Origin of the sequence: Hydrogenophaga sp. (assembly GCF_050182545.1) — a bacterium.
Taxonomy (GTDB): Bacteria; Pseudomonadota; Gammaproteobacteria; order Burkholderiales; family Burkholderiaceae_C; genus Hydrogenophaga.
This window is the reverse complement of sequence record NZ_JBFXCD010000008.1, coordinates 120,325-142,583: the sequence shown is the minus strand read 5'-3', so window position 1 is coordinate 142,583 and position 22,259 is coordinate 120,325. Positions and strand designations below refer to the sequence as shown.

The 22,259-nt window shown below is 64.7% G+C and carries 19 protein-coding genes; 16 read left to right on the top strand and 3 right to left on the bottom strand.

Annotated features, from left to right (window positions below; all coding sequences use genetic code 11):
* The first annotated feature begins 9 nt into the window (after nucleotides 1–9).
* The 16 genes from ispC to AB7P10_RS10810 all read left to right on the top strand — a co-directional run bounded on the left by ispC (nucleotide 10) and on the right by AB7P10_RS10810 (nucleotide 17,946).
* Nucleotides 10–1,194, top strand: coding sequence for a 1-deoxy-D-xylulose-5-phosphate reductoisomerase (gene ispC, locus AB7P10_RS10885; RefSeq protein ID WP_428293869.1), 1,185 nt, complete (start codon nucleotides 10–12; stop codon nucleotides 1,192–1,194).
* 56 nt (nucleotides 1,195–1,250) lie between these two features.
* Nucleotides 1,251–2,615, top strand: a complete 1,365-nt coding sequence (gene rseP, locus AB7P10_RS10880; RefSeq protein ID WP_428293868.1) for an RIP metalloprotease RseP — start codon at nucleotides 1,251–1,253, stop codon at nucleotides 2,613–2,615.
* Nucleotides 2,616–2,628: 13 nt separating this feature from the next.
* Nucleotides 2,629–4,953: an outer membrane protein assembly factor BamA gene (gene bamA / locus AB7P10_RS10875; RefSeq protein ID WP_428293867.1), complete on the top strand. Its 2,325-nt coding sequence runs from the start codon at nucleotides 2,629–2,631 to the stop codon at nucleotides 4,951–4,953.
* Nucleotides 4,953–5,471, top strand: coding sequence for an OmpH family outer membrane protein (locus AB7P10_RS10870; RefSeq protein ID WP_428293866.1), 519 nt, complete (start codon nucleotides 4,953–4,955; stop codon nucleotides 5,469–5,471). Before bamA ends, AB7P10_RS10870 begins: the two co-directional genes overlap by 1 nt.
* 14 nt (nucleotides 5,472–5,485) lie before the next feature.
* Nucleotides 5,486–6,538, top strand: coding sequence for a UDP-3-O-(3-hydroxymyristoyl)glucosamine N-acyltransferase (gene lpxD, locus AB7P10_RS10865; RefSeq protein ID WP_428293865.1), 1,053 nt, complete (start codon nucleotides 5,486–5,488; stop codon nucleotides 6,536–6,538).
* Nucleotides 6,535–6,975: a 3-hydroxyacyl-ACP dehydratase FabZ gene (gene fabZ / locus AB7P10_RS10860; protein ID WP_428293864.1), complete on the top strand. Its 441-nt coding sequence runs from the start codon at nucleotides 6,535–6,537 to the stop codon at nucleotides 6,973–6,975. The genes lpxD and fabZ overlap by 4 nt, the downstream gene beginning before the upstream one ends.
* A gap of 19 nt (nucleotides 6,976–6,994) precedes the next feature.
* Nucleotides 6,995–7,789 carry an acyl-ACP--UDP-N-acetylglucosamine O-acyltransferase gene (gene lpxA / locus AB7P10_RS10855; RefSeq protein WP_428293863.1) on the top strand — a complete coding sequence of 265 codons (795 nt, stop codon included), beginning with the start codon at nucleotides 6,995–6,997 and terminating at the stop codon, nucleotides 7,787–7,789.
* Nucleotides 7,790–7,796: 7 nt separating this feature from the next.
* A complete protein-coding gene (lpxB, locus tag AB7P10_RS10850) occupies nucleotides 7,797–8,942 on the top strand; it encodes a lipid-A-disaccharide synthase (RefSeq protein ID WP_428293862.1) in 1,146 nt (381 codons plus the stop codon).
* Nucleotides 8,914–9,561 carry a ribonuclease HII gene (rnhB, locus tag AB7P10_RS10845; protein WP_428293861.1) on the top strand — a complete coding sequence of 216 codons (648 nt, stop codon included), beginning with the start codon at nucleotides 8,914–8,916 and terminating at the stop codon, nucleotides 9,559–9,561. Before lpxB ends, rnhB begins: the two co-directional genes overlap by 29 nt.
* Nucleotides 9,558–10,334, top strand: coding sequence for a TrmH family RNA methyltransferase (locus AB7P10_RS10840; RefSeq protein WP_428293860.1), 777 nt, complete (start codon nucleotides 9,558–9,560; stop codon nucleotides 10,332–10,334). The genes rnhB and AB7P10_RS10840 overlap by 4 nt, the downstream gene beginning before the upstream one ends.
* A 198-nt stretch (nucleotides 10,335–10,532) precedes the next feature.
* Nucleotides 10,533–11,699, top strand: coding sequence for a glutamine-hydrolyzing carbamoyl-phosphate synthase small subunit (carA, locus tag AB7P10_RS10835; protein WP_428293859.1), 1,167 nt, complete (start codon nucleotides 10,533–10,535; stop codon nucleotides 11,697–11,699).
* Nucleotides 11,700–11,723: 24 nt separating this feature from the next.
* The gene (carB, locus tag AB7P10_RS10830; RefSeq protein ID WP_428293858.1) at nucleotides 11,724–14,981 is read left to right on the top strand and encodes a carbamoyl-phosphate synthase large subunit; all 3,258 of its coding nucleotides are present in this window, start codon (nucleotides 11,724–11,726) and stop codon (nucleotides 14,979–14,981) included.
* Nucleotides 14,982–15,066: 85 nt separating this feature from the next.
* A complete protein-coding gene (locus AB7P10_RS10825) occupies nucleotides 15,067–16,041 on the top strand; it encodes a helix-turn-helix domain-containing protein (RefSeq protein ID WP_428293857.1) in 975 nt (324 codons plus the stop codon).
* 128 nt (nucleotides 16,042–16,169) lie between these two features.
* On the top strand, nucleotides 16,170–16,898 hold the full coding sequence (locus AB7P10_RS10820) for an alpha/beta fold hydrolase (RefSeq protein WP_428293856.1): 729 nt from the start codon (nucleotides 16,170–16,172) through the stop codon (nucleotides 16,896–16,898).
* A 131-nt stretch (nucleotides 16,899–17,029) separates the two neighbouring features.
* A complete protein-coding gene (gene greA / locus AB7P10_RS10815) occupies nucleotides 17,030–17,506 on the top strand; it encodes a transcription elongation factor GreA (protein WP_428293855.1) in 477 nt (158 codons plus the stop codon).
* Nucleotides 17,506–17,946, top strand: a complete 441-nt coding sequence (locus AB7P10_RS10810) for a DUF4149 domain-containing protein (protein ID WP_428293854.1) — start codon at nucleotides 17,506–17,508, stop codon at nucleotides 17,944–17,946. The genes greA and AB7P10_RS10810 overlap by 1 nt, the downstream gene beginning before the upstream one ends.
* Here AB7P10_RS10810 and folD read toward each other — a convergent pair.
* The 3 genes from folD to AB7P10_RS10795 form a co-directional block, all read right to left on the bottom strand.
* On the bottom strand, nucleotides 17,943–18,794 hold the full coding sequence (folD, locus tag AB7P10_RS10805; protein ID WP_428293853.1) for a bifunctional methylenetetrahydrofolate dehydrogenase/methenyltetrahydrofolate cyclohydrolase FolD: 852 nt from the start codon (nucleotides 18,792–18,794) through the stop codon (nucleotides 17,943–17,945). The two genes, AB7P10_RS10810 and folD, sit on opposite strands and share 4 nt — an antisense overlap.
* 74 nt (nucleotides 18,795–18,868) lie before the next feature.
* The gene (locus AB7P10_RS10800; RefSeq protein ID WP_297651090.1) at nucleotides 18,869–19,495 is read right to left on the bottom strand and encodes a response regulator transcription factor; all 627 of its coding nucleotides are present in this window, start codon (nucleotides 19,493–19,495) and stop codon (nucleotides 18,869–18,871) included.
* A complete protein-coding gene (locus tag AB7P10_RS10795) occupies nucleotides 19,492–22,047 on the bottom strand; it encodes a PAS domain-containing sensor histidine kinase (RefSeq protein ID WP_428293852.1) in 2,556 nt (851 codons plus the stop codon). Before AB7P10_RS10795 ends, AB7P10_RS10800 begins: the two co-directional genes overlap by 4 nt.
* Nucleotides 22,048–22,259: the final 212 nt, after the last annotated feature.

Genomic DNA, 22,259 nt, shown 5'->3' with positions numbered 1-22,259 from the left:
GCCCATGCCATGACCCGTCCGCAAGCCGTCACCATTCTGGGCTCCACCGGTTCAATCGGCACCAGCACGCTTGACGTCATCGCTCGGCATCCTGGGCTTTACTCCGTGTTTGCGCTCACCGCGGCTACGCAGGTTGACACCTTGTTGGCACAGTGCCAGAAGTTCTCCCCGCGCTATGCCGTGATGACCAGTCCGGCCCATGCGCAACGCCTTGCGGGGCACGTGCGCGAACTCGGCCTTTCGGTGCAGGTGCTCTCGGGCGCCAGAGCCCTGTGCGAGGTCAGCGAAGCGACTGAGGTGGACGCCGTGATGGCCGCCATCGTCGGCGCCGCAGGCCTGGCGCCCAGCCTGGCCGCCGCCCGCGCAGGCAAGAAGCTGCTGTTGGCCAACAAGGAGGCGCTGGTGGTGGGCGGGGCGCTGTTCATGCAGACGGTGCGTGAAAGCGGGGCAACCTTGCTGCCGATCGATAGCGAACATTCGGCGGTGTTCCAGTCCCTGCCGGAAGATCCTGGTACCTGGGCGCGGCGGGTGGAAAAGATCGTGCTGACGGCTTCCGGTGGGCCATTTCGTGCCCGTGACCCCGATACCTTGCACGAGGTCACGCCCGAACAGGCCTGCGCGCACCCCAACTGGGTCATGGGGCGCAAGATCTCGGTGGATTCGGCCACCATGATGAACAAGGCGCTGGAGGTCATCGAGGCCAGCTACTTGTTCGGCTTGCCCGCCGAAAGGATCGAGGTACTGATTCATCCGCAGAGCGTGATCCATTCCATGGTGCAGTACACCGACCGTTCGGTCGTTGCGCAACTGGGCACGCCCGACATGCGCGGCCCCATTGCGTACGGCCTGTCCTGGCCCGAGCGCATCGAGTCGGGTGCGGCCGCGCTGGATTTCACCCGACTTGGCGCTTTGAGCTTCGAGGAGGCGGACGACCGGCGTTTTCCGGGCCTGCGCCTGGCCTGGGAGGCGCTGGGAGGGCCAATAGGCACAACCGCGGTGCTCAATGCGGCCAACGAGGTGGCGGTGGCCGCCTTCCTGGACCGCCGCCTGCGGTTCGACCAGATCCATGCCGTCAACCATGCAACTTTGCAGGCGTTGAGCCCCTCCAAGCCTCACGATCTCGCGGACCTGCTCGCGATTGATGCCGAGGCCCGCGCTGTCGCGCAGGCCGGTGTCGATCGGCTGGCGGCCTGATACCCGGCGGGGCAGGTCACCCGTTCACCGTCGTTTCCCTGGCAAGCGAACCTGTCATGCTCACACTTCTTGCTTTTGTGGTGGCCCTGGGCCTGTTGATCGCCGTGCACGAATACGGTCACTATCGTGTCGCTGTGGCGTGCGGGGTGAAGGTGCTGCGTTTCTCGGTGGGCTTTGGTAAGCCGCTGCTGAGCTGGAGGAAGAAGGGCAGTCCCACCGAGTTCGTGATCTGTGCGCTGCCCCTGGGCGGCTACGTGCGCATGCTCGACGAGCGCGAAGCTCCCGTGGATCCGGCTGAGCGGCATCTGGCGTTCAACACGCAGCCACTGCGCTCACGTGCGGCGGTCGTGGCGGCTGGGCCAGCGGCCAATCTGCTGTTGGCGGTCCTGATCTATGCGTTGGTGAACTGGACCGGTGTCGAGGAACCGAAGCCGGTGCTGGCCAGCCCGGTGGCGGGCTCGGTGGCCGAGCGCGCCGGCTTGCTAGGCGGTGAGTGGGTGGTCGAAGCAGCCGCCGCCGATGCCAGTCCCAGCGCGGTTGGGTCATTCGAAGACCTGCGCTGGCGATTGACCCAGGCGGCCCTGTCCAGCGAAGACATGACCTTGTGGGTGGCTGAGCGCGAAGGTGGTAGTGCCCGCCCGGTACGGCTGGCGCTCGGTGCGCTGGATGTGCGCGAGGCCGACGCCGCGCTTTTTCAGCGAATCGGCATTACCAGCCCCTGGAGCGCGCCGGTGGTGGGCGAGGTCATGGACGGCGGAGCCGCCGCGGCCGCGGGATTGCGTGCGGGAGACGTGGTGCGTCGCGTGGACGGCAAACCCGTGAGTGACGGCCAGGACCTGCGGTCCCGGATTCGGGCTGGGGCTGGCGCAACTGGTGAACAGGTCGAGCAACGTTGGGAAATCGAGCGTGCTGGACAGGTGATGACCCTGCTGGTGCGGCCGGAGCCCGTGCAGCAGGCCGATGCCTGGGTCGGGCGTGTCGGGGCCTACATCGGCGCCAAGCCCGAGATGACCACCGTGCGTCTGGGCGCCGTGGACGGACTGGTGCAAGGCGTGGTGCGCACCTGGGAGGTCTCCTGGCTCACACTCAAGATGATGGGGCGCATGCTCATTGGCGAAGCCTCTGTCAAGAACCTCAGTGGCCCGCTCACGATCGCCGACTACGCGGGCAAATCCGCCAGTCTCGGTATCACGTCTTACCTGCTGTTTCTCGCCCTGATTAGCGTGAGCCTGGGCGTGTTGAACCTGCTGCCTCTGCCGGTCCTCGATGGAGGGCACCTGATGTATTATCTTTGGGAGGGTGTCACTGGGCGCAGCGTGTCTGATGCCTGGATGGAGCGCCTGCAGCGAGGGGGTGTCGTCGTTCTCATGGCGCTCATGTCCATCGCCTTGTTCAATGATGTGGCCCGCCTGGCTGGCTGAACGCTTCCTTTCCATGAAAAAAAACAACTTCGGTCTTCGCGGCCTTTCCCTCTCCGTGCTCGCGACGACCCTGCTGTCTGCCCTGCCGGCGTGGGCGGTGGACCCGTTCACCCTTCGCGACATTCGCGTCGAAGGACTGCAACGCGTTGAGCCTGGTACCGTGTTCGCCTCACTGCCGTTCCGCATCGGCGACCAGTACAACGACGACAAGGGCTCGACCGCCATCCGTTCTCTGTTTGGTTTGGGGCTGTTCAGCGACGTGCGGCTGCAGATCAATGGCGATGTGCTCGTCGTGATTGTCGAGGAGCGGCCCTCTGTAGCCGACGTGAGCTTTTCCGGTATCAAGGAGTTCGAAGAGGATGTGCTCAAGAAGGCGCTGCGCGACATCGGCCTGACCGAGGGGCGTCCATTCGACAAGGCGCTGGCCGATCGAGCCGAACAAGAACTCAAGCGTCAGTACATCAACCGCAGCATGTACGCCGCGCAAGTGGTCACCACGGTCACGCCGAGCGAGCGCAACCGCGTCAACCTCAATTTCAGTGTGGTCGAAGGCGATGTGGCCAAGATTCGGGAAATCCGCATCGTGGGCAACCAGGCGTTCTCCGAGTCAACCCTGCGCAACCTCTTCGACCTCGACACGGGCGGCTGGTTAAGCTGGTACACCAAGTCCGACCGGTATGCCCGCGCCAAGCTGAACGCCGACCTCGAAACCCTTCGCTCCTACTACCTCACGCGCGGCTACCTGGAATTTCGCATTGACTCCACGCAAGTCGCCATCTCTCCCGAGAAGGAGGACATGTCGATCACCATCAACATCACCGAGGGTGATCGCTATGTGGTGAAGTCGGTGGCGCTTGAGGGTGAGTATCTGGGTCGGGAGGAGGAGTTCAAGTCTCTCGTGACGCTGCGCGCGGGCGAGGCCTACAACGCGGAGGACGAGGCGAGCACGATCAAGGCCTTCACCGACTACTTTGGCGCGTTTGGCTATGCCTTTGCGCAGGTGGAGCCGGCGCGCGACATCGATCGCGTGAACAAGCAGGTCTCGTTCGTATTCCGGTCACAGCCAGCGCGTCGCGTGTACGTGCGCCGCATCAACATCGAGGGCAACAATCGCACACGCGATGAAGTCATCCGCCGCGAGTTCCGGCAGCTTGAATCGGCCTGGTACGACAGCGACCGCATTCGCCTCTCGCGCGACCGGGTGGACCGTCTGGGCTTTTTCACCTCGGTGGAGGTAGGAACCCAGCAGGTCCCAGGCGTGCCAGATCAGGTGGACATGACCATCACGGTGGTGGAGAAGCCCACCGGCAACCTGACGCTGGGCGCGGGCTACTCGCAGTCGGAGAAGCTGTCGATCATCGCGGGCATCAAGCAGGAGAACGTGTTCGGTTCTGGCAACTACCTCGGTATCGACATCAACACCAGCGAGTTCAATCGCCAGGTCATCGTGAGCACGGTGGATCCCTACTTCACTGCCGACGGCATCTCGCGCAGCCTGGACGTGTATTACCGGACGACCACGCCCTATACCGAGCAGGGTGGTGACTACCGCCTGGTCACCCCTGGGGCAAGCGTGAAGTTCGGTGTGCCCTTTTCGGAGCAGGACACCATCTACTTCGGCATCGGAGCCGAGCAGACCAAGATCGAACCGGGCAATGGCCTGCCCGAGGCCTATCAGACGTACTCGGACACATTCGGTGCCAGCAGCACCTCGGTACCGTTGACCATCGGCTGGGCGCGAGACGGTCGCGACAGTGCCCTGGTGCCCACGCAGGGTCGCCTGCAGCGCTTCAATACCGAGCTGGGCGTGGCCGGCGACACACGCTACGTCAAAGCCAACTACCAGCTGCAACAGTACTACCCGCTGAGCAAGCAGTACACGCTGGCATTCAATGCCGAGGTGGGCTATGGCAAGGGGCTGGGCGGCCGGCCCTACCCGATCTTCAAGAACTTCTACGGCGGTGGCCTGGGCTCGGTGCGGGGCTTCGATCAGGGCACACTGGGTCCGACATCGACCATCCTCTCGGGCATCTCTGCGGGGCAGGTCGTCAATATCGGCGGCAACCGCAGCCTGGCGCTCAACGCCGAATTCATCGCGCCGTTTCCCGGTGCCGGCAATGACCGCACGCTGCGCATGTTTGCCTTTGTCGACGTCGGCAACGTCTACGGCGAGAATGACACCCGGGCCAACGCCAATGACCTGCGGGCCTCTGTCGGCGTGGGCCTGAGTTGGATCTCTCCCGTCGGCCCGCTGCGTTTCGCCCTGGCGAACCCCATCCGCAAATTCCCTGGCGATAGAATCCAGAAATTCCAGTTTCAGATCGGAACCTCCTTTTGATGAAGACTTTTTTTCGCTTTTTCAACCCTCGCGCCCTGCTGGTTGTCGGGCTGGGTTTGAGCGCGCTTGTGGCATCGGCACAGGACCTGCGGATTGGTTTCGTGAACACCGATCGCATCTTCCGCGAGGCCAATCTGGCGAAGGCGGCGCAGACCAAGCTGGAGCAGGAATTCTCGCGCCGCGAGAAGGAAATCCAGGGCCTGGCGGCTCAGCTCAAGGCCGCATCGGAGAAATTCGAACGCGAGTCGCCGACGCTACCGGATGCGCAGCGCGTGGCGCGCCAGCGCCAGCTGGTGGAACAGGACAGGGATTTCCAGCGCAAGCAGCGCGAGTTTCAGGAAGACCTCAACCTGCGCAAGAACGAGGAGCTGCAAAGCGTGCTTGAGCGTGCCAACCGCGTTATCAAGCAGGTCGCCGAATCCGAGAAATACGATCTCGTGATTCAGGAAGCGGTCTATATCAATCCCAAGCACGACATCACCGACAAGGTGCTCAGCGGCTTGAACGGCGCCAAGTAACTCCAGGGCTGCACGTGTCGAAACCACTGGGCGACATCGTTGAAGCCCTGGGTGGCGTACGGCACGGAGCGGCCGACCTGTTGGTCCATCGCTTGGCGCCGCTGGCCACGGCCGGCCCCGGTGAGCTGGCCTTCGTGGCCCAGGCTCGTTACGCCAGCCAGATCGCGACCACGGCTGCGGATGTGCTGATCGTCCCACCGGCATTGCAGGCTCAAGCCCTTGCGCGTGGCGCTTGCATCGTTGCCGAGGATCCCTACCTCTACTTTGCGCGCCTGACGCAATGGTGGCGCCGTGAACATGAGATCCTGCCCGCGCCAGGCGTTGATCCTCTGGCCAGTGTTCACGCCAGTGCCCGACTGGGTGAGGGCGTGAGCATAGGGCCGTTCGTGGTGGTGGGGGCAAACGCCATCGTTGCGCGGGGTGCGCGCATTGGCGCACACAGCGTGGTGGGCGAACATGCGCAGATCGGCGCGGACACCGTGCTGGGTGCGCGCGTCACGGTTGGAGACCGATGCGCGGTGGGCGCGCGATGCGTGCTTCACCCCGGGGTGGTGATCGGCGCCGACGGCTTCGGCTTTGCTCCGCATCAGGGCGAATGGGTCAAGATCGAGCAGCTCGGGGCGGTTCGCATCGGCGACGAGGTGGAAATCGGTGCCAACACCTGCATCGATCGCGGTGCGCTGGACGACACTGTGATTGAGGACGGCGTGAAGCTCGACAACCTGATCCAGATCGGTCACAACGTGCACGTGGGCGCGCACACGGCCATGGCGGGTTGCGTGGGCGTGGCGGGCAGTGCCGCCATCGGCGCGCACTGCACCATTGGTGGTGGTGCGGTGGTGCTAGGGCACCTCAGGCTGGCCGACGGTGTGCACGTGTCCGCCGCTTCGGTGGTCACGCGTTCGCTGACCAAGCCCGGCCATTACACCGGTATGTTTCCCATCGACGACAATGCGGTCTGGGAGAAGAATGCCGCCTCTCTCAAACAGCTGAACCGCTTGCGCGAGCGCCTCAAGGCCGCAGAACAGGCAATCGGACAGGCACTTCAAAACAACCCCAAGCCATGATGGACATTCACGAGATTCTCAAAAAATTGCCACATCGGTACCCCATCCTCCTGGTGGATCGGGTGCTCGAACTGGACAAAGGCAAGAGCATCAAGGCGCTGAAGAACGTCACGATCAATGAGCCGTTTTTTGTGGGGCATTTTCCGCACCGTCCCGTGATGCCGGGTGTGCTGATGCTGGAGGCCATGGCGCAGGCGGCTGCCTTGCTGGCGTTCGATACGCTGGGCGTCACGCCCGACGACAAGACGGTGTACTACTTCGCGGGTATCGATGCGGCGCGCTTCAAGCGACCGGTCGAGCCCGGTGACCAGCTTGTCATGGATGTCGTGCTGGAACGCATGAAGGCCGGCATCTTCAAGTTCAAGGGCGTTACGCGGGTGGGTGACCAAGTGGCCTGCGAGGCCGAGCTGATGTGCACCATGCGCACCATTGCGTGACCATGCGGGAGGTCGCCTCGTGTCTCTGATCCATGCCACTGCGCTGGTTAATCCGGCTGCGGAACTTGACAGTACGGTGAGCGTAGGGCCGTACTCGGTGATCGGGCCCCACGTGAAGATCGGGGCCGGCACGACCATCGGTGCCCACTGCGTGATCGAGGGCCACACCACCATCGGCCGTGACAATCGCATCTTCCAGTTCAATTCGCTTGGTGCCATTCCGCAGGACAAGAAGTATTCGGGCGAGCCCTGCGAGCTGGTCATCGGCGACCGCAACACCATCCGCGAATTCTGCACATTCAACATCGGTTCGCCCGGTGATCGGGCGGTGACGCAGGTGGGCAATGACAACTGGATCATGGCTTACGTGCACCTGGCGCACGATTGCGTGGTCGGCAACCACACCATCTTCGCGAACAATTCGCAGCTGGCGGGCCATGTGGTGGTGGACGACTGGGTGATCCTGGGCGGCTTCACGGTGGTCCATCAGTTCGTGCGCATTGGTGCCCATGCCATGACGGCCATGTGCTCACTGCTGTTCGCCGATCTTCCTCCTTTCGTGATGTGCCAAGGCCAGCCCGCGCAGGCGCGTTCGATGAACTTCGAAGGCTTGCGCCGGCGAGGCTTCACGCCCGGGCGCATTTCCGCGGTGAAGGCCATGCACAAGGCCCTCTACCGGGACGACCTCACGCTGGACCAGTCGCTTGAGCGCATCCGCGGTCTGGGCGAGGGGGCCTCCGAAGTGGCTCAGGACGTGAACATGATGCTGGATTTCCTCGGGCAGGTGTCGCCCCAGCGCGGCATCGTCCGCTAAGCTCCGCATGAATTCCTCCAAGCGTTTTGCCCTGGTGGCGGGCGAGACGTCGGGTGATCTGCTGGCGGGCTTGCTGCTGGGGGGCGTCAAGCAACGATGGCCCGATCTGCAGTCCTTTGGTATTGGCGGACCCCAGATGGCAGCACAGGGGTTCGAGGCCTGGTGGCCCAGCGAGAAGCTGGCGGTGCGTGGCTACGTCGAGGTGCTTCGACACTACCGTGAAATCGTGGGCATCCGCGAGCAACTGCGGCGTCGTCTGCTCGCCGCAGAGCGGCCCGATGTGTTCGTTGGTGTGGATGCCCCAGATTTCAATCTCGACCTGGAAGCAAGCCTGAAGGGTGCCGGGGTGCGCACCGTGCATTTTGTGTGCCCCTCGGTCTGGGCCTGGCGTGCCGATCGAGTCGAAAAGATCCGCCGCAGCGCCGACCATGTGCTGTGCATCTTTCCGTTCGAACCCGATTTGCTGGCGAGGCACGATATTGCCGCCACCTATGTGGGGCACCCCCTGGCGAACGTGATACCGCTGGCGCCAGATCGCACGGCTGCGCGGGCCACGCTGGGATTGCGCGACGAAAACACGGTGGTGGCCATCCTCCCGGGCAGCCGGGCATCCGAAGTCCAGTACCTGGCGCAGCGCTTTTTCAGGGCCGCCACGTTGTTGCTTCGCGAACGTCCCCACCTGCGGTTTGTCGTTCCGGCGTTGCCATCGTTGCGAGCCCGCATCGAGGCCGAAGCCCGCATGGCGGGGCTGGGCGAAGCACTCCAGGTGCTGGACGGGCAGTCGCACACGGCGCTGACCGCATGCGACGTGACGCTGATTGCCAGCGGCACGGCAACCCTGGAGGCTGCGCTGTTCAAACGGCCGATGGTGGTCGCCTATAACATGAACTGGCTTTCGTGGCAGATCATGCGGCGCAAGCAGTTGCAGCCTTGGGTTGGCCTGCCCAACATCCTGTGCGGCGAGTTCGTGGTCCCCGAGCTGCTGCAGGACCAGGCCACGCCTGAGGCGCTCGCCCGGGCGGTGACCGAATGGCTCGATGCACCAGCGAAAATCCACACATTGCAGCAGCGGTTCACCTCGCTGCACCATGCGCTGAGACGCGACACCGCTCAACTGGCGACCGATGCGATCGAACAAGTTCTTGAAAGCTGAGCAGGCGTCCCTGGTCTGGGATGCTCCGGGCTTGCTCGCGGGCGTGGATGAGGCCGGGCGCGGGCCACTGGCCGGACCGGTGGTCGCGGCCGCCGTGATTCTCGATGACCGTGCACCCATCAAGGGGCTCTCCGATTCCAAGCAGCTCAGCGCGTCGCGGCGCGAGCGCCTGTACGACGAGATTCGCGCCAAGGCCCTGTGCTGCTGCGTGGCCCAGGCCTCGGTCGAGGAAATTGACCGGCTCAACATCCTGCAGGCCACCCTGCTGGCCATGCGCCGCGCGGTGCTTGGCCTTCGTCTCAAGCCAACCAAAGTCCTTGTGGATGGCAACCGCCTGCCGCCGCTGGACGTGCTGGCCGAAGCCATCGTCTCGGGAGACGCGCTGGTGCCGGCGATCTCCGCCGCCTCCATCCTCGCCAAGGTCACGCGCGACCGCTTGCTGTGCGAGTTGCATCTGCAGCACCCTGAATATGGTTTTGATCGTCACAAGGGTTACGGCACGGCGCAGCACATGCAGGCGCTTCGGATGCACGGTGCGCTCGCGGTGCACCGCCGTTCGTTTGCACCGGTGGCGCGGGCACTGGCCGAGCCGGCCACCGATCGCGAAGCAGCGCCATGACCGCCGTGCCCACCGTCATCACTTCGCGCGACAACCCGCTGCTCAAGCGATTGCGCTTGCTGGCGCACGACAGCACCGCATACCGAAAGCAGGGGCAGGTCTGGCTGGAAGGCGACCACCTGTGCCGCGCCCTGCTGGCCCGCGGGCATCGACCTGCCACCGCGGTCTTCTCTGAATCGTTCTGGCCCCAGGCGCCCCACGACTTGCGCGATGCGGCCCAGCAGATCGTCGTCGTGCCCGATGCGTTGATGGCCGGCATCAGCGGGCTCGAGTCCCCTGCGGGCGTGGGGTTTGTGTGGCATCTGCCTGCGGCCGTCACACCGCAGGCTGGCGCGGCCACCGTGGTGCTCGACCGTTTGCAGGACCCGGGCAACGTCGGCTCCATCCTGCGCAGCGCGGCGGCTTTCGGCTTTGGCCAGGTCTTTGCGCTCAAGGGGACGGCCGCACTGTGGTCGCCGAAGGTGTTGCGTGCCGGCATGGGCGCGCACTTCGGCCTGCGCCTGATCGAGGGCCTGCTTGAAGTTGACCTCGCTGGTCTCGATGTGCCACTGCTCGTGACGAGTTCGCACCAGGGTGACTGGCTGCACGAAGCCAGTCTTCCATGGCCCTGTGCCTGGGTCCTGGGTCATGAAGGGCAGGGGGTCGGTGCGGCGCTGACGGCACGCGCCAATGGGTTTGTGCGCATCGCGCAACCGGGTGGCGAGGAGTCGCTCAATGTGGCCGCCGCCGCCGCCATCTGCCTGCACGCGAGCGCAGCGCTTCGGGCCCTCTGAGCGCATGGCCGACGGCAGCGCCGGGCTATAATTCCGGGGTTTACCCGCAATCGGCGCAAACCCTGCGCGCCCCGGCTTTTCACCCCAGGTTTTTCGATCTGTTTCTGCCCGGCACAGGCCTGGTGTGAGGCGGGCGCGAAGCCTGCGCGGCACCTGCCGCCGGCGCGAGGGCGTTGCAGCCCCACTCTGGAGAATTCCGTGCTTCCCGTCCACCCGAAAGCCCTTCTCGCGCTCGCCGACGGCACGGTCTTTACAGGCATTTCCATTGGCGCCACCGGCCAGACGGCGGGCGAGGTGGTGTTCAACACCGCGCTCACCGGCTACCAGGAAATCCTCACCGATCCCAGTTACTGCCGGCAGATCGTGACGCTCACGTATCCGCACATCGGCAACACCGGCACCAACGCCGAAGACGTGGAAGCCAGCCGTGTCCACGCCGCCGGCCTGATCATCAAAGACCTGCCTCTGCTGGCCTCCAACTTCCGCAGCAGCGAGACCCTCTCCCAGTACCTGCAGCGCGAAGGCACGGTGGCCATTGCCGACCTCGACACCCGTGCGCTCACGCGTCGACTGCGCACGCACGGTGCGCAGAACGGTTGCATCCTCGCCTTGCCCGCCGGTGAGGCTATTACCGAGACACACCGCGCCACGGCCCTGGCCGCCGCGAAAGCCGCACCGAACATGGCGGGCACCGACCTGGCAAAGGTCGTGTCTGCCACGACGCCCTATGCCTGGACACAGACCGAGTGGCAGCTCGGCTTTGGCTATGGCGAGCAGATCGCGCCGCGTTTCCACGTGGTGGCCTACGACTTTGGCGTGAAGCACAACATCCTGCGCATGCTCAGCGCGCGCGGATGCAAGATCACCGTGGTGCCGGCGCAGACGCCCGCGTCCGATGTGTTCAAGCTCAAGCCCAATGGCGTCTTCCTCTCGAACGGCCCGGGCGACCCGGAGCCATGCGACTACGCCATCACCGCAGCGCGCGAAATCATCGAATCTGGCGTGCCCACCTTCGGCATCTGCCTGGGCCATCAGATCCTGGCGCTGGCGAGCGGGGCGAAAACCTTCAAGATGAAGTTTGGCCACCACGGGGCCAATCATCCCGTCAAGGACCTCGACAATGGCCGCGTGAGCATCACCAGTCAGAACCACGGCTTCGCGGTCGACGAGAAGTCGCTGCCAGCCACGCTGCGCGCCACGCATGTGAGCTTGTTCGACGGCACGCTGCAAGGCCTGGCCCGCACCGACAAGCCGGCGTTCTGCTTCCAGGGTCACCCCGAAGCCTCGCCCGGCCCCCACGACATCGGCTACCTGTTCGACCGTTTCATCGACCTGATGCAGGCCCGCGTGCCCGCCACCGCCTGAGCCGGCGCACACCCACCGCGAACCATGCCCAAAAGAACCGATATACAAACCGTCCTCATCATCGGCGCCGGCCCGATCATCATCGGCCAGGCCTGTGAGTTCGATTACTCCGGCGTGCAGGCCTGCAAGGCGCTGCGCGAGGAGGGCTACCGCGTGGTGCTGATCAACAGCAACCCTGCGACCATCATGACCGACCCGGCCACGGCCGACGTCACCTACATCGAGCCCATCACCTGGCAGACGGTCGAGAAGATCATCGCCAGAGAGCGCCCGCTGGTCCAGGGCGGGTTTGCGATCCTGCCCACCATGGGCGGGCAGACGGCGCTGAACTGTGCGCTCGATCTGTGGCGCCACGGCGTGCTCGAGAAGTACGACGTGGAGCTGATCGGCGCCACGCCCGAGGCGATCGACAAGGCGGAGGACCGCTTGAAGTTCAAGGACGCCATGACCAAAATTGGTCTGGGCTCGGCGCGCTCGGGCATCGCGCACAGCATGGAAGAGGCCTGGGGCGTGCAGAAGACGGTGGGTTTCCCCGTGGTGATTCGCCCCAGCTTCACACTCGGCGGTACGGGGGGCGGCATCGCCTACAACCCGGAAGAATTCGAGACCATCTGCAAGCGCGGCCTGGAAGCATCGCCCACCAACGAGCTGTTGATCGAGGAATCGCTGCTCGGCTGGAAAGAATACGAGATGGAAGTGGTGCGCGACAAGGCGGACAACTGCATCATCGTTTGCTCGATCGAGAACCTGGATCCTATGGGCGTGCACACCGGTGACTCGATCACCGTGGCGCCCGCCCAGACGCTGACCGACAAGGAGTACCAGATCCTGCGCAACGCCTCACTGGCCGTGCTGCGCGAGATCGGCGTGGACACCGGTGGCTCCAACGTGCAGTTCTCCATCAATCCGAAGGATGGCCGCATGGTCGTCATCGAGATGAACCCGCGCGTCTCCCGCTCGTCGGCGCTGGCCTCCAAAGCGACAGGCTTCCCCATTGCCAAGGTCGCGGCCAAGCTGGCCGTCGGCTACACACTGGACGAGTTGCGCAATGAAATCACGGGCGGCGCAACGCCCGCGAGTTTCGAGCCGAGCATTGACTACGTGGTCACCAAAATCCCTCGTTTCGCGTTCGAGAAGTTCCCTACTGCCGACAGCCGCCTGACCACGCAGATGAAGAGCGTGGGCGAGGTCATGGCCATGGGTCGCACCTTTCAAGAGTCGTTCCAGAAGGCGTTGCGCGGCCTGGAAGTCGGCGTTGACGGCATGAACGAAAAGACGCAGGACCGCGAGACACTGGAGCGCGAGCTCGGTGAACCTGGCCCTGACCGCATCTGGTACGTTGGTGACGCGTTCGCTGCCGGATGGACGATGGAAGAGGTTCACCAGTTCACCAAGATTGATCCCTGGTTCCTGGTGCAGATCGAAGAGATCGTGAAGATCGAGCTGGCGCTGGAGAAAACCAGCCTGGAGGCCATCGATGCTGAAACGCTGCGTGGTCTGAAGAAGAAGGGCTTCTCTGATCGCCGCCTGGCCAAGCTGCTCAAGACCAACGACCAGGCCGTGCGCGAGCGGCGCATTGCCGAGAACATCCGCCCGGTGTTCAAGCGCGTGGACACCTGCGCCGCCGAGTTCGCCACCGACACGGCGTACCTGTATTCCACCTACGAAGGCCACGGGGACGGTGAGTGCGAGGCCGAGCCCACGAACAAGAAGAAGATCATGGTCCTCGGTGGTGGTCCCAACCGCATCGGGCAAGGCATCGAGTTCGACTACTGCTGCGTGCATGCCGCGCTCGCCATGCGCGAGGACGGTTACGAGACCATCATGGTCAACTGCAACCCCGAGACCGTGTCCACCGACTACGACACCAGCGATCGCCTGTACTTCGAGCCCCTCACGCTGGAAGATGTGCTGGAGATCGTCGACAAGGAAAAACCCCTGGGCGTGATCGTGCAGTACGGGGGCCAGACGCCGCTCAAGCTCGCGCTCGGCCTGGAGGCCGCGGGCGTGCCTATCATCGGCACCAGCCCGGACATGATCGACGCGGCCGAAGACCGCGAGCGTTTCCAGCAGTTGCTCCACACCCTGGGCCTGCGTCAGCCCCCCAACGCCACCGCCAGAGCCGAATCGGAGGCGTTGGAGAAGGCCGCTGCGCTGGGTTATCCCCTGGTGGTGCGCCCGAGCTACGTGCTGGGTGGCCGGGCCATGGAGATCGTGCACGAGCAGCGCGACCTGGAACGCTACATGCGCGAGGCGGTCAAGGTGAGCAACGACTCGCCGGTGCTGCTTGACCGCTTCCTCAACGACGCCATCGAGTGCGACGTGGACGCTGTTCGTGACGCCACGGGCCGCGTCTTCATCGGTGGCGTGATGGAGCACATTGAGCAGGCCGGGGTGCACAGTGGCGACTCCGCCTGTTCCCTGCCGCCGTATTACCTGAGCAAGGCCACCGTGGACGAACTCAAGCGGCAGACGGCGGCCATGGCCGAGGGCCTGAACGTGGTCGGCCTGATGAACGTGCAGTTCGCGATCCAGGAGGTGGAAGAGAACGGCGTGAAGAAGGACGTGATCTTCGTGCTCGAAGTGAACCCGCGCGCCTCGCGCACCGTGCCCTTCGTATCCAAGGCCACAGGCATTCAGCTGGCCAAAGTTGCTGCGCGCTGCATGGCCGGCCAATCGCTTGACGCGCAAGGCATCGGCGCCGAGGTCACGCCACCGTACTTCAGCGTCAAGGAGGCAGTGTTCCCGTTCGTAAAGTTCCCCGGTGTGGACACCATCCTCGGCCCCGAGATGAAGTCGACCGGCGAAGTGATGGGCGTTGGCAAGACCTTCGGCGAGGCGTTCGTGAAGAGCCAGCTGGGGGCCGGTACGCGCCTGCCGACTTCCGGGAAGGTGTTCCTCACGGTGAAGAACGGTGACAAGCCGCGCGCGGTGGACGTTGCCCGCGAGCTCGTGGCCATGGGCTTCGAACTGGTGGCCACGCGCGGAACGGCCGCGGCGATCGACGCCGCCGGCATTGCCGTGCAGACGGTCAACAAGGTCACCGAAGGTCGCCCGCACATCGTCGATGCGCTCAAGAACGGTGACATCGTGCTGGTGATCAACACGGTGGAGGAGCGCCGCAACGCCATCAGCGACTCGCGCGCGATCCGCACCTCCGCGCTTCTGGCGCGCGTGACCACCTTCACCACCATTGCCGGCGCGGAAGCCGCCGTGGAAGGCATGAAGTACCTGGACAAGCTGGGCGTGATCTCGGTGCAGGAGATGCACGCGCAACTCTGATCCGGCTCCTGGCGTTCCCGCGGTCTTCCGGACTGCGGGTTTGCGCCAGCACTGGGTGAGAGTTCCGCACGCTACATTGCGGCCCATGGACATGGGCCAGACTCCGGATCACCACATCGCACGCAGGTGGTCCACCGATCGGGTGGACGCACCCCGGCGGCTGGACTACTGGGTCGGTGCGATTTGCGAGGCGTTCCTGGAAATGGACTGCAGCTCCCGGCAGGCGCCCGTGTTTGAAGGGCAACTGACGAGCGTGGAGGTGGGGGCCCTTTCGTTCAACCAGGTCGAGGCGTCGACGCAGGACGTTTTCCGCACCCGTGCCGGTATTGCGTGCAGCGCGCAGCATCCGTTCTACCTGATCGCGCAGCGCGAGGCGCCCTGGCATGTGCGACAGGGGAGCCACCGGGTGGGACTTCGACCCGGTGACCTGGTGCTGGTCGATTCGGCCCAGTTGTACGAACTGCACTTTCCGGAATCGGTCGCGGTGATGTCCATCCAACTGCCGCGCGCCTGGGTCGGCCAATGGCTGGCCAAAGTGGACGATGCTCTGCCGCGCGTGGCACGGCGCGATCAGGGTTGGGGACGCGCTCTGTCGGGCCTGACCCTGCAGTTTGCGCACGAACCGCTGCTGGCGGCTCGCTACCCGGCCGAGCTGTTGAGCGATCAACTCGGTGCCATGCTCGCCGCAGCGATCGAGCCGTCGTCGATCATGACCACGCCCGCCGCCCATGGCCTGCTGGCGCGGGCGCGACGCCTGCTCCAGGAGCGCCTGGATGTCTCTGGTCTTGCGGCGACCGGTGTGGCTGCAGAACTCGGCGTTTCCGTGCGCACGCTGCATCGGGCTTTTGCCGCAGGCGCTACCAGCTTTGCACTGGAATTGCGGCGGCAGCGTCTGGTCCGCGCCGCGCAGTTGCTGGCGCAGCCCCGCCTGTCCGGTGTCACGGTGGCCGAGCTGGGGCGGCGCTGCGGCTTTGTGGACGCCTCGCACTTCGTGCGCGAGTTCCAGCGAGAATTCGGCGCCACGCCCGCGCGCTGGCGTCGCCTCCGCCTGACGCACTGAGGCCCCGCGCCTGGCACGCGATGGCCATCAGGGTGGCACAGGCAGGCCATTTCGCCCCCTGATGTCTGCATATGCTTCTCCCGGTTGTCCCGACATCCTGTCGGGACTGGCAACCCGAGGAGACAGACATGGCAGATACCTATGTGCTTGTGCACGGCGCCTGGCACACCGGCGCGGAGATGGAACCGGTTGCCCGGCATCTGCGCGAGCGCGGCCACTCCGTGCATTGCCCCACGCTGGCCGGCAACCGCGCGGGCGACGACCGTGCCACGATGGGTTTGAGCGAAGCCGCCCAGTCGCTGGTGGACTATCTGGTGCAGAACGACCTGCACGGCGTTCGCCTGATGGGCCACAGCTATGGCGGCATGGTCATCAGCAAGGCCGCCGACGTGGTGCCCGCGCGCATCGCGCGGCTGGTGTACTGGAACGCATTCGTTCCCCTGAACGGTGAGTGCCTCAACGACATGGTTCCACCGCACTACAAGGCACTGTTCGACGGGATCGCCGCCGCGAACGGGAACGCCGTGATGCTGCCGTACCCGATCTGGCGGGAAGCATTCATCAACGACGCCGACGCGGCCCTTGCGCAAAGCGCCTTCGATTCGCTCAACCTCCAGCCCTACCGGACCTTTACCGAACCGGTCCAATTGCAGAGCGAGCTGGCGACCAAGCCCATCGGAAAAAGCTATCTGCTGTGCACCGAAGATACCGCGATGCCTCACAGCCTTCCCTGGCACCCGCGGCTGTCGGAGCGGCTGGGCCTGTACCGTCTGGTGGCCTGCCCGGGCAGCCACGAGCTGTGCTTCACCAACCCGGAGTTGCTCGCGCGCAAGATCGAGGAAGCCGGGCGAGATTGACATGCGTTCGCCTGCTTGGGCGCCGGATTCTTTCGCGGCATAATGGCTTTTCATGAACACCGCCGAGCGGCAACGCCCGGCGGTTTGCTTTTGTGCCGGCGAAGCGCCGCAGCCTGTAGGAGAACGTCACCGTGGCCACCATTCCGATCACCAAACGCGGCGCCGAAAAGCTCAAGGAAGAGCTCAACCGCCTCAAGACCGTGGACCGTCCCTGGGTGATCAATGCGATTGCCGAAGCGCGCGCGCAGGGCGACCTGAGCGAGAACGCCGAATACGACGCCGCCAAGGACCGCCAGGGCTTCATCGAAGGCCGCATCGCGGAGATCGAGGGCAAGCTCTCCGCCGCCCAGATCATCGACCCCGCCGCGCTGGACGCGGGCGGGCGTGTGGTGTTCGGCGCCACGGTGGAGCTGGAAGACGAAGATAGCGGAGCCGCAGTGACCTACCAGATCGTGGGCGAGGACGAAGCCGACCTCAAACTCGGCCTCGTCAACATCAGCAGCCCGATTGCGCGCGCGCTGATCGGCAAGGAAGAGGGCGAGGTTGCCGAGGTGCAGGCGCCGGGCGGCGTGCGGCACTACGAAATCGTGGCCGTGCGCTACGCCTGATGCCTCTGCAGCGCCTTGCTGTGCTGATCGCTGCCCTGTGGTGGGGTGGTATCAGTGCGCTGAGCTTTCTGGCTGTGCCGCTGCTGTTCGCCAGCCTGGGCAGACCGGCCGTTGCCGGGCCCGTGGCCGCGCGCGTCTTCAGCTTGCAGTGCTGGGCGGGCCTGGTGCTGGGTCTGGCGCTGTTGACGATCCTGCGCCGGTGGCGCAGCACGGGGGGCTCGACCATCTCTGCACCAGCACTCACCACCATCGGCTTCGTGCTGTTTGCCATGCTGCTTGCCCTGCTGCAGGAGTTCGGTGTCGCTCAGAACATCGTCACCGCGCGCGCCAGCGGTGGCGACCTGCGCCTGTGGCACGGTGTGGGCTCGGCGATGGTGCTGGGGCAGTGGTTGTGCGTGGGCGTGGTGCTTTGGCGCCTGAGCGCGCCCCGTCCAACCTAGGCGACGAGGCGCTCGGCCGATTCGAGTGTGTTGACCATCAGCATGGTGATGGTCATGGGGCCCACGCCGCCGGGCACGGGTGTGATCCAGCCGGCCACCTCTTTCACGCCGTCGAAGTCCACGTCGCCGCAGAGTTTGCCTTCGTCGTTGCGGTTCATGCCGACGTCGAGCACCACGGCTCCGGGCCTGACCATGTCGGCGGTGAGCACGTTGCGCTTGCCCACGGCGGCGACGATCACGTCGGCCTGCAGCGTCATTGCCTTGAGATCGCTGGTGGCACTGTGGCAGATGGTGACCGTGGCACTCTTCTGCAGCAGCATCAATGCCATGGGCTTGCCGACGATGTTGCTGCGCCCGATCACCACCGCATGCTTACCCCTGAGTTCATAGCCGATGCTCTCCAGCATCTTCATGCACCCATAGGGCGTGCAGGGCCAGAAACCGGGCATCCCGGTCATGAGGGCTCCCGCGCTGGCCATGTGAAAGCCGTCGACATCCTTGGCCGGGGAGATCGCCTCGATCACTTTCTGGGCATCGATGTGAGCGGGCAGAGGCAACTGGACCAGGATGCCGTGGACGGTGGCGTCCTGATTCATGGCATCGACACGGGCCAGCAAATCTGCCTCGCTCAGCGTTGCGGGCCAGCGCTCCAGCACCGAATGCATGCCGGTGTCCTCGCAGGCCTTGACCTTGTTGCGCACATAGACCTGCGAAGCGGGGTTGTCGCCCACCAGGATCACCGCCAGGCCCGGCGTGATGCCCCTGGCCTTGAGCGCAGCGACGCGTGCACTGACATCGGCACGCAGTTGGCGGGAGAGAGCGTTGCCGTCGATGATCTGGGCGGTCATGGTGTGAACATTTTCGCTGGGACAATACAAACGCCCGCGGCAGAAGCGGCGGGCGTCGCAGGAGGAACTGTGGGTCAGGCTTTGGCCGGCGTCTGCCCGAGCGCGATCTTGAGCAGGTCGGCCACGGTGTTCGCGCCCAGCTTTTCCATGATGTTGGCGCGGTGGGCCTCCACCGTCTTGATGCTGATGCCCAGGTCGTCGGCGATCTGCTTGTTCAGGCGACCCGCCACGATGCGTTCGAGCACCTGGGCTTCCCGACTGGTGAGTTTGGAGAGCAAGGCATCGCGACTCACAGCCTGCTGGTGGGTTGCGAAGGCCTCGCGCGCGTGTTCAAGCATGCGTTCGACCAGGGCCACCAGCTGGTCCTCCTTGAACGGCTTCTGGATGAAATCCAGCGCGCCCTTCTTCATCGATTCCACCGCCATGGGTACGTCACCATGCCCCGTGATGAAGACGATGGGCAGGGGGGACTGGCGTTCGATCAGGCGCTCCTGAAGCTCCATGCCCGTCATGCCGCCCATGCGGATGTCGGCGATCAGGCAGGCGACTTCGCGTGCGTCGTAGCGGCTGAGAAAGGCTTCGGCCGATTCGAAGCAACGGACCCGGAAGTCTTTGCCTTCGAGCAGCCATTGCAGTGAGTCGCGCACGGCCTCGTCGTCATCGACCACGTAGACGCTGCCTTTTTTGGGGATCAAACTCATCTCGCTCTTTCAGTGTCCGTCAGCGGCTCTGTGGCGGGCCCGGCCGCGACGTCTTGGGTCTGCAGCCGCGAGACCACAGGGATCCAGAAGCTGAAGCAGCAGCCTACCACCTCCTCGCCATTGTAGATGTTCTGCACCTGCATCCTGCCGTGGTGCGACTCGACGATGCTGCGGCACAGCTTGAGGCCGATGCCCATGCCCTCGCTCTTGGTGCTGTAGAAGGCCTCGTAGATGCGTTCGATCATTTCGTCGGGCACGCCATTGCCCGAGTCGCGCACCGAGAACTCCACCACGTCGACGTCGTCCAGGCGGCGCGGTCCGACGCGCAGCTCGACGTAGCGCTCGCCGGGTGCGCGGCCAGCCTGCGCAATCGCTTCGCCCGCGTTCTTCAGCAGGTTGATCAGCACCTGCTCGATGAGGATCGGATCGACCATGAGGCTGGGCATTCGCGCAGCCACGTAGGGAGAAAGGCGGACCTGCTGGCGGCGCAGCTCGATGTCGGCCAGCTCGATGGCATTGCTCACCATCTGGGCCACGTCCGAGGGGCTGGGGTTGGGTTCACTGCGTTTCACGAACGCGCGGATGCGCTGGATGATCTGACCGGCACGCTGCGCCTGGCGGGATGTTTTCTCCAGCGCACCCAGCAATTCGTCGGTGCTGATGCGCTGCTCGCTCACGCGCGTGATCATGCCGTTGCAGTAGTTGGTGATGGCGGTCAGCGGCTGGTTGAGTTCGTGCGCCACGCTCGAAGCCATCTCACCCATCGTGATCAGGCGGCTGGCGGTCTGCGCACGCTCGGCCTGGCGCGATGCCTGGGCTTCCGCATAGCGGCGTGGCGTGATGTCGCTGGCGATCACCATCTGCGCCAGACGCCCGTCGACCCAGGTCAGGTAACGCGTGCGCACTTCCAGCCAGCGGTCGAGCTCTTCCACGAACACCTCGGCGTTTTCGGCGCCCGCGTCCGTGAGGGTGTCGGTGGGCATGCCGGCGAACGAGTCGACCGCATCGCCGTCGTCCGGGCTGGGCGAGGGCTGGTTGCCCGCCAGATCGACCAGATGCCGGTGGCCGGCACCACGGGTGCCGAACCACAGGCGGTACATCTTGTTCGCGAACAGCATCTCGTCGCTGCCGAGCGGGGCCACGGAGACCGCCGAATCGAGACTCTCGAGCACGGTGGTGAACCGCTCGTACGAGGCGGAGAGTTCTTCCCGGATGCGCTTGGGCTCGGTGATGTCGGTCATGGACGTCATCCAGCCGGTTTGATGACCCTTGGGGTCGATCAGTGGCGAGACGTACATGCGGGCGTCGAAGATGCTGCCATCGCGGCGCTTCACATGCACTTCGAATCCGCCGGGCGTGGAGCGGCCGCGCAGTTCGTCCTCCAGACGGGCCGCGAGCTGGTCGTGCTCCTCCTCGGGCCAGTAAGGGAAGGGTGCGGTACGCCCTACAAGTTCGCCTTCGGTCCAGCCGGTCATGGAGCAGAAGGCGGGGTTCACGTAGGTGATGCGCCCCTGCATGTCGAGCGCGCGCATGCCCGTGAGCATGGAGTTCTCCATGGCGCGGCGGAAGTTGGTCTCGGCCACCAGTGCCTGCTGGGCCTGCACGCGCCGGCGGGTGTGCCGCCAGGTGCCGAGGAGCATCCAGACCGTGAGTGCGGACAGCGCGCCGATCACCCAGAAGAAACCGCTGCCTACGATGTCTTGCGAAGTGCGGTAGCCCTGGGCCTTGAGGATCAGGCCGTTGCCCACGGGAGAAACCGGTACCTCGTGCTCCAGCGGCGGGTTGGACCAGGGCAGCAGCCGCAGCACGGTGGTGGGTGTTTGCAGGCTTCCCGCCAGCACGTGGCCACGGTCGTCCATCAAGGCCACGGCGTAGCGGGCCATGATCTCGGGCGGAATGCCGAAGCGCATCAGGCCGTCGATCGAATACTCCCCCATGATCGTGCCGGCGAACCGACCTTGCTCGGTGAACGGCACGTGCAGCATCAGTGTGGCGTTGCGGGGTTCCTCTCCCAGTGGGCGGGAATAGATGGGCTGGCGCAGGTCTCGTGCGAGCTCGAAGGAGCCATCGGTCTCGCCCGGTGAGAGCGTGCTGCCAACAGGACGCATCAGCCTAGCGGGCGCGCTGGGGGACGCGTAGCTGGCCAATACGTTGCGCCGCCCGTCGATCCAGCTGATCGCAAACATCTCCGGGAACTGGCTGACCAGTGACTCCACCTGGAACTCGAACTCGTCGCCCGCGATGTCCTTGTTGCTGACTTCGCGTGCAAGGCGCATGAGTTGCTCCTGGCGCTCGAGCAGGCGCAGGCGCAGGCGTTGCTGAGCGTACTCGACGTCGCGCGTCACCGCCTCCTGTTCGCGCTCCAGTTCCTCATAGCGAAGGTAGGTGATGGCCACCACGATGGCAGAGAGAAAAAGCAGTACCGCCAGCAACGGACCCAGGGTGGCAAATCGATCCTGACGCGACGGAGGAAGGCGCCGCCACCAGCGTTTCCACCACACCGCCCTGGCGGGCGCTGGCGGCAATGTCGGGGCGTGGGGTTGCGGAATCATGAGCCCGCAAGTCTACGTGAGCAGGGCCTCACAAGTCCTTGCCTCGGTCGAGACGGCGACGACTTCTGCTGCCATGCGGTACTGAGGAATGGCGATTAGAATTTCAATATATGAAATGACAAAGCATATGTTGAAAATTGAAAACTTTTATGGAAGAATCCGTGACACTGCGGAAACACATCCGTAAGCTCGATTCAATCAACAGGAGACAA

What these genes read in the sequence shown, in the direction of transcription:
- rseP (WP_428293868.1), top strand. Translation starts at nt 1,251, where the DNA reads ATGCTCACACTTCTTGCTTTTGTGGTGGCCCTGGGCCTGTTGATCGCC.
- rnhB (WP_428293861.1), top strand. Translation starts at nt 8,914, where the DNA reads ATGCGATCGAACAAGTTCTTGAAAGCTGAGCAGGCGTCCCTGGTCTGG.
- folD (WP_428293853.1), bottom strand. Translation starts at nt 18,794, where the DNA reads ATGACCGCCCAGATCATCGACGGCAACGCTCTCTCCCGCCAACTGCGT.
- AB7P10_RS10795 (WP_428293852.1), bottom strand. Translation starts at nt 22,047, where the DNA reads ATGATTCCGCAACCCCACGCCCCGACATTGCCGCCAGCGCCCGCCAGG.
- AB7P10_RS10800 (WP_297651090.1), bottom strand. Translation starts at nt 19,495, where the DNA reads ATGAGTTTGATCCCCAAAAAAGGCAGCGTCTACGTGGTCGATGACGAC.
- AB7P10_RS10825 (WP_428293857.1), top strand. Translation starts at nt 15,067, where the DNA reads ATGGACATGGGCCAGACTCCGGATCACCACATCGCACGCAGGTGGTCC.
- bamA (WP_428293867.1), top strand. Translation starts at nt 2,629, where the DNA reads ATGAAAAAAAACAACTTCGGTCTTCGCGGCCTTTCCCTCTCCGTGCTC.
- lpxB (WP_428293862.1), top strand. Translation starts at nt 7,797, where the DNA reads ATGAATTCCTCCAAGCGTTTTGCCCTGGTGGCGGGCGAGACGTCGGGT.
- AB7P10_RS10820 (WP_428293856.1), top strand. Translation starts at nt 16,170, where the DNA reads ATGGCAGATACCTATGTGCTTGTGCACGGCGCCTGGCACACCGGCGCG.
- ispC (WP_428293869.1), top strand. Translation starts at nt 10, where the DNA reads ATGACCCGTCCGCAAGCCGTCACCATTCTGGGCTCCACCGGTTCAATC.
- AB7P10_RS10840 (WP_428293860.1), top strand. Translation starts at nt 9,558, where the DNA reads ATGACCGCCGTGCCCACCGTCATCACTTCGCGCGACAACCCGCTGCTC.
- carB (WP_428293858.1), top strand. Translation starts at nt 11,724, where the DNA reads ATGCCCAAAAGAACCGATATACAAACCGTCCTCATCATCGGCGCCGGC.
- fabZ (WP_428293864.1), top strand. Translation starts at nt 6,535, where the DNA reads ATGATGGACATTCACGAGATTCTCAAAAAATTGCCACATCGGTACCCC.
- AB7P10_RS10810 (WP_428293854.1), top strand. Translation starts at nt 17,506, where the DNA reads ATGCCTCTGCAGCGCCTTGCTGTGCTGATCGCTGCCCTGTGGTGGGGT.
- AB7P10_RS10870 (WP_428293866.1), top strand. Translation starts at nt 4,953, where the DNA reads ATGAAGACTTTTTTTCGCTTTTTCAACCCTCGCGCCCTGCTGGTTGTC.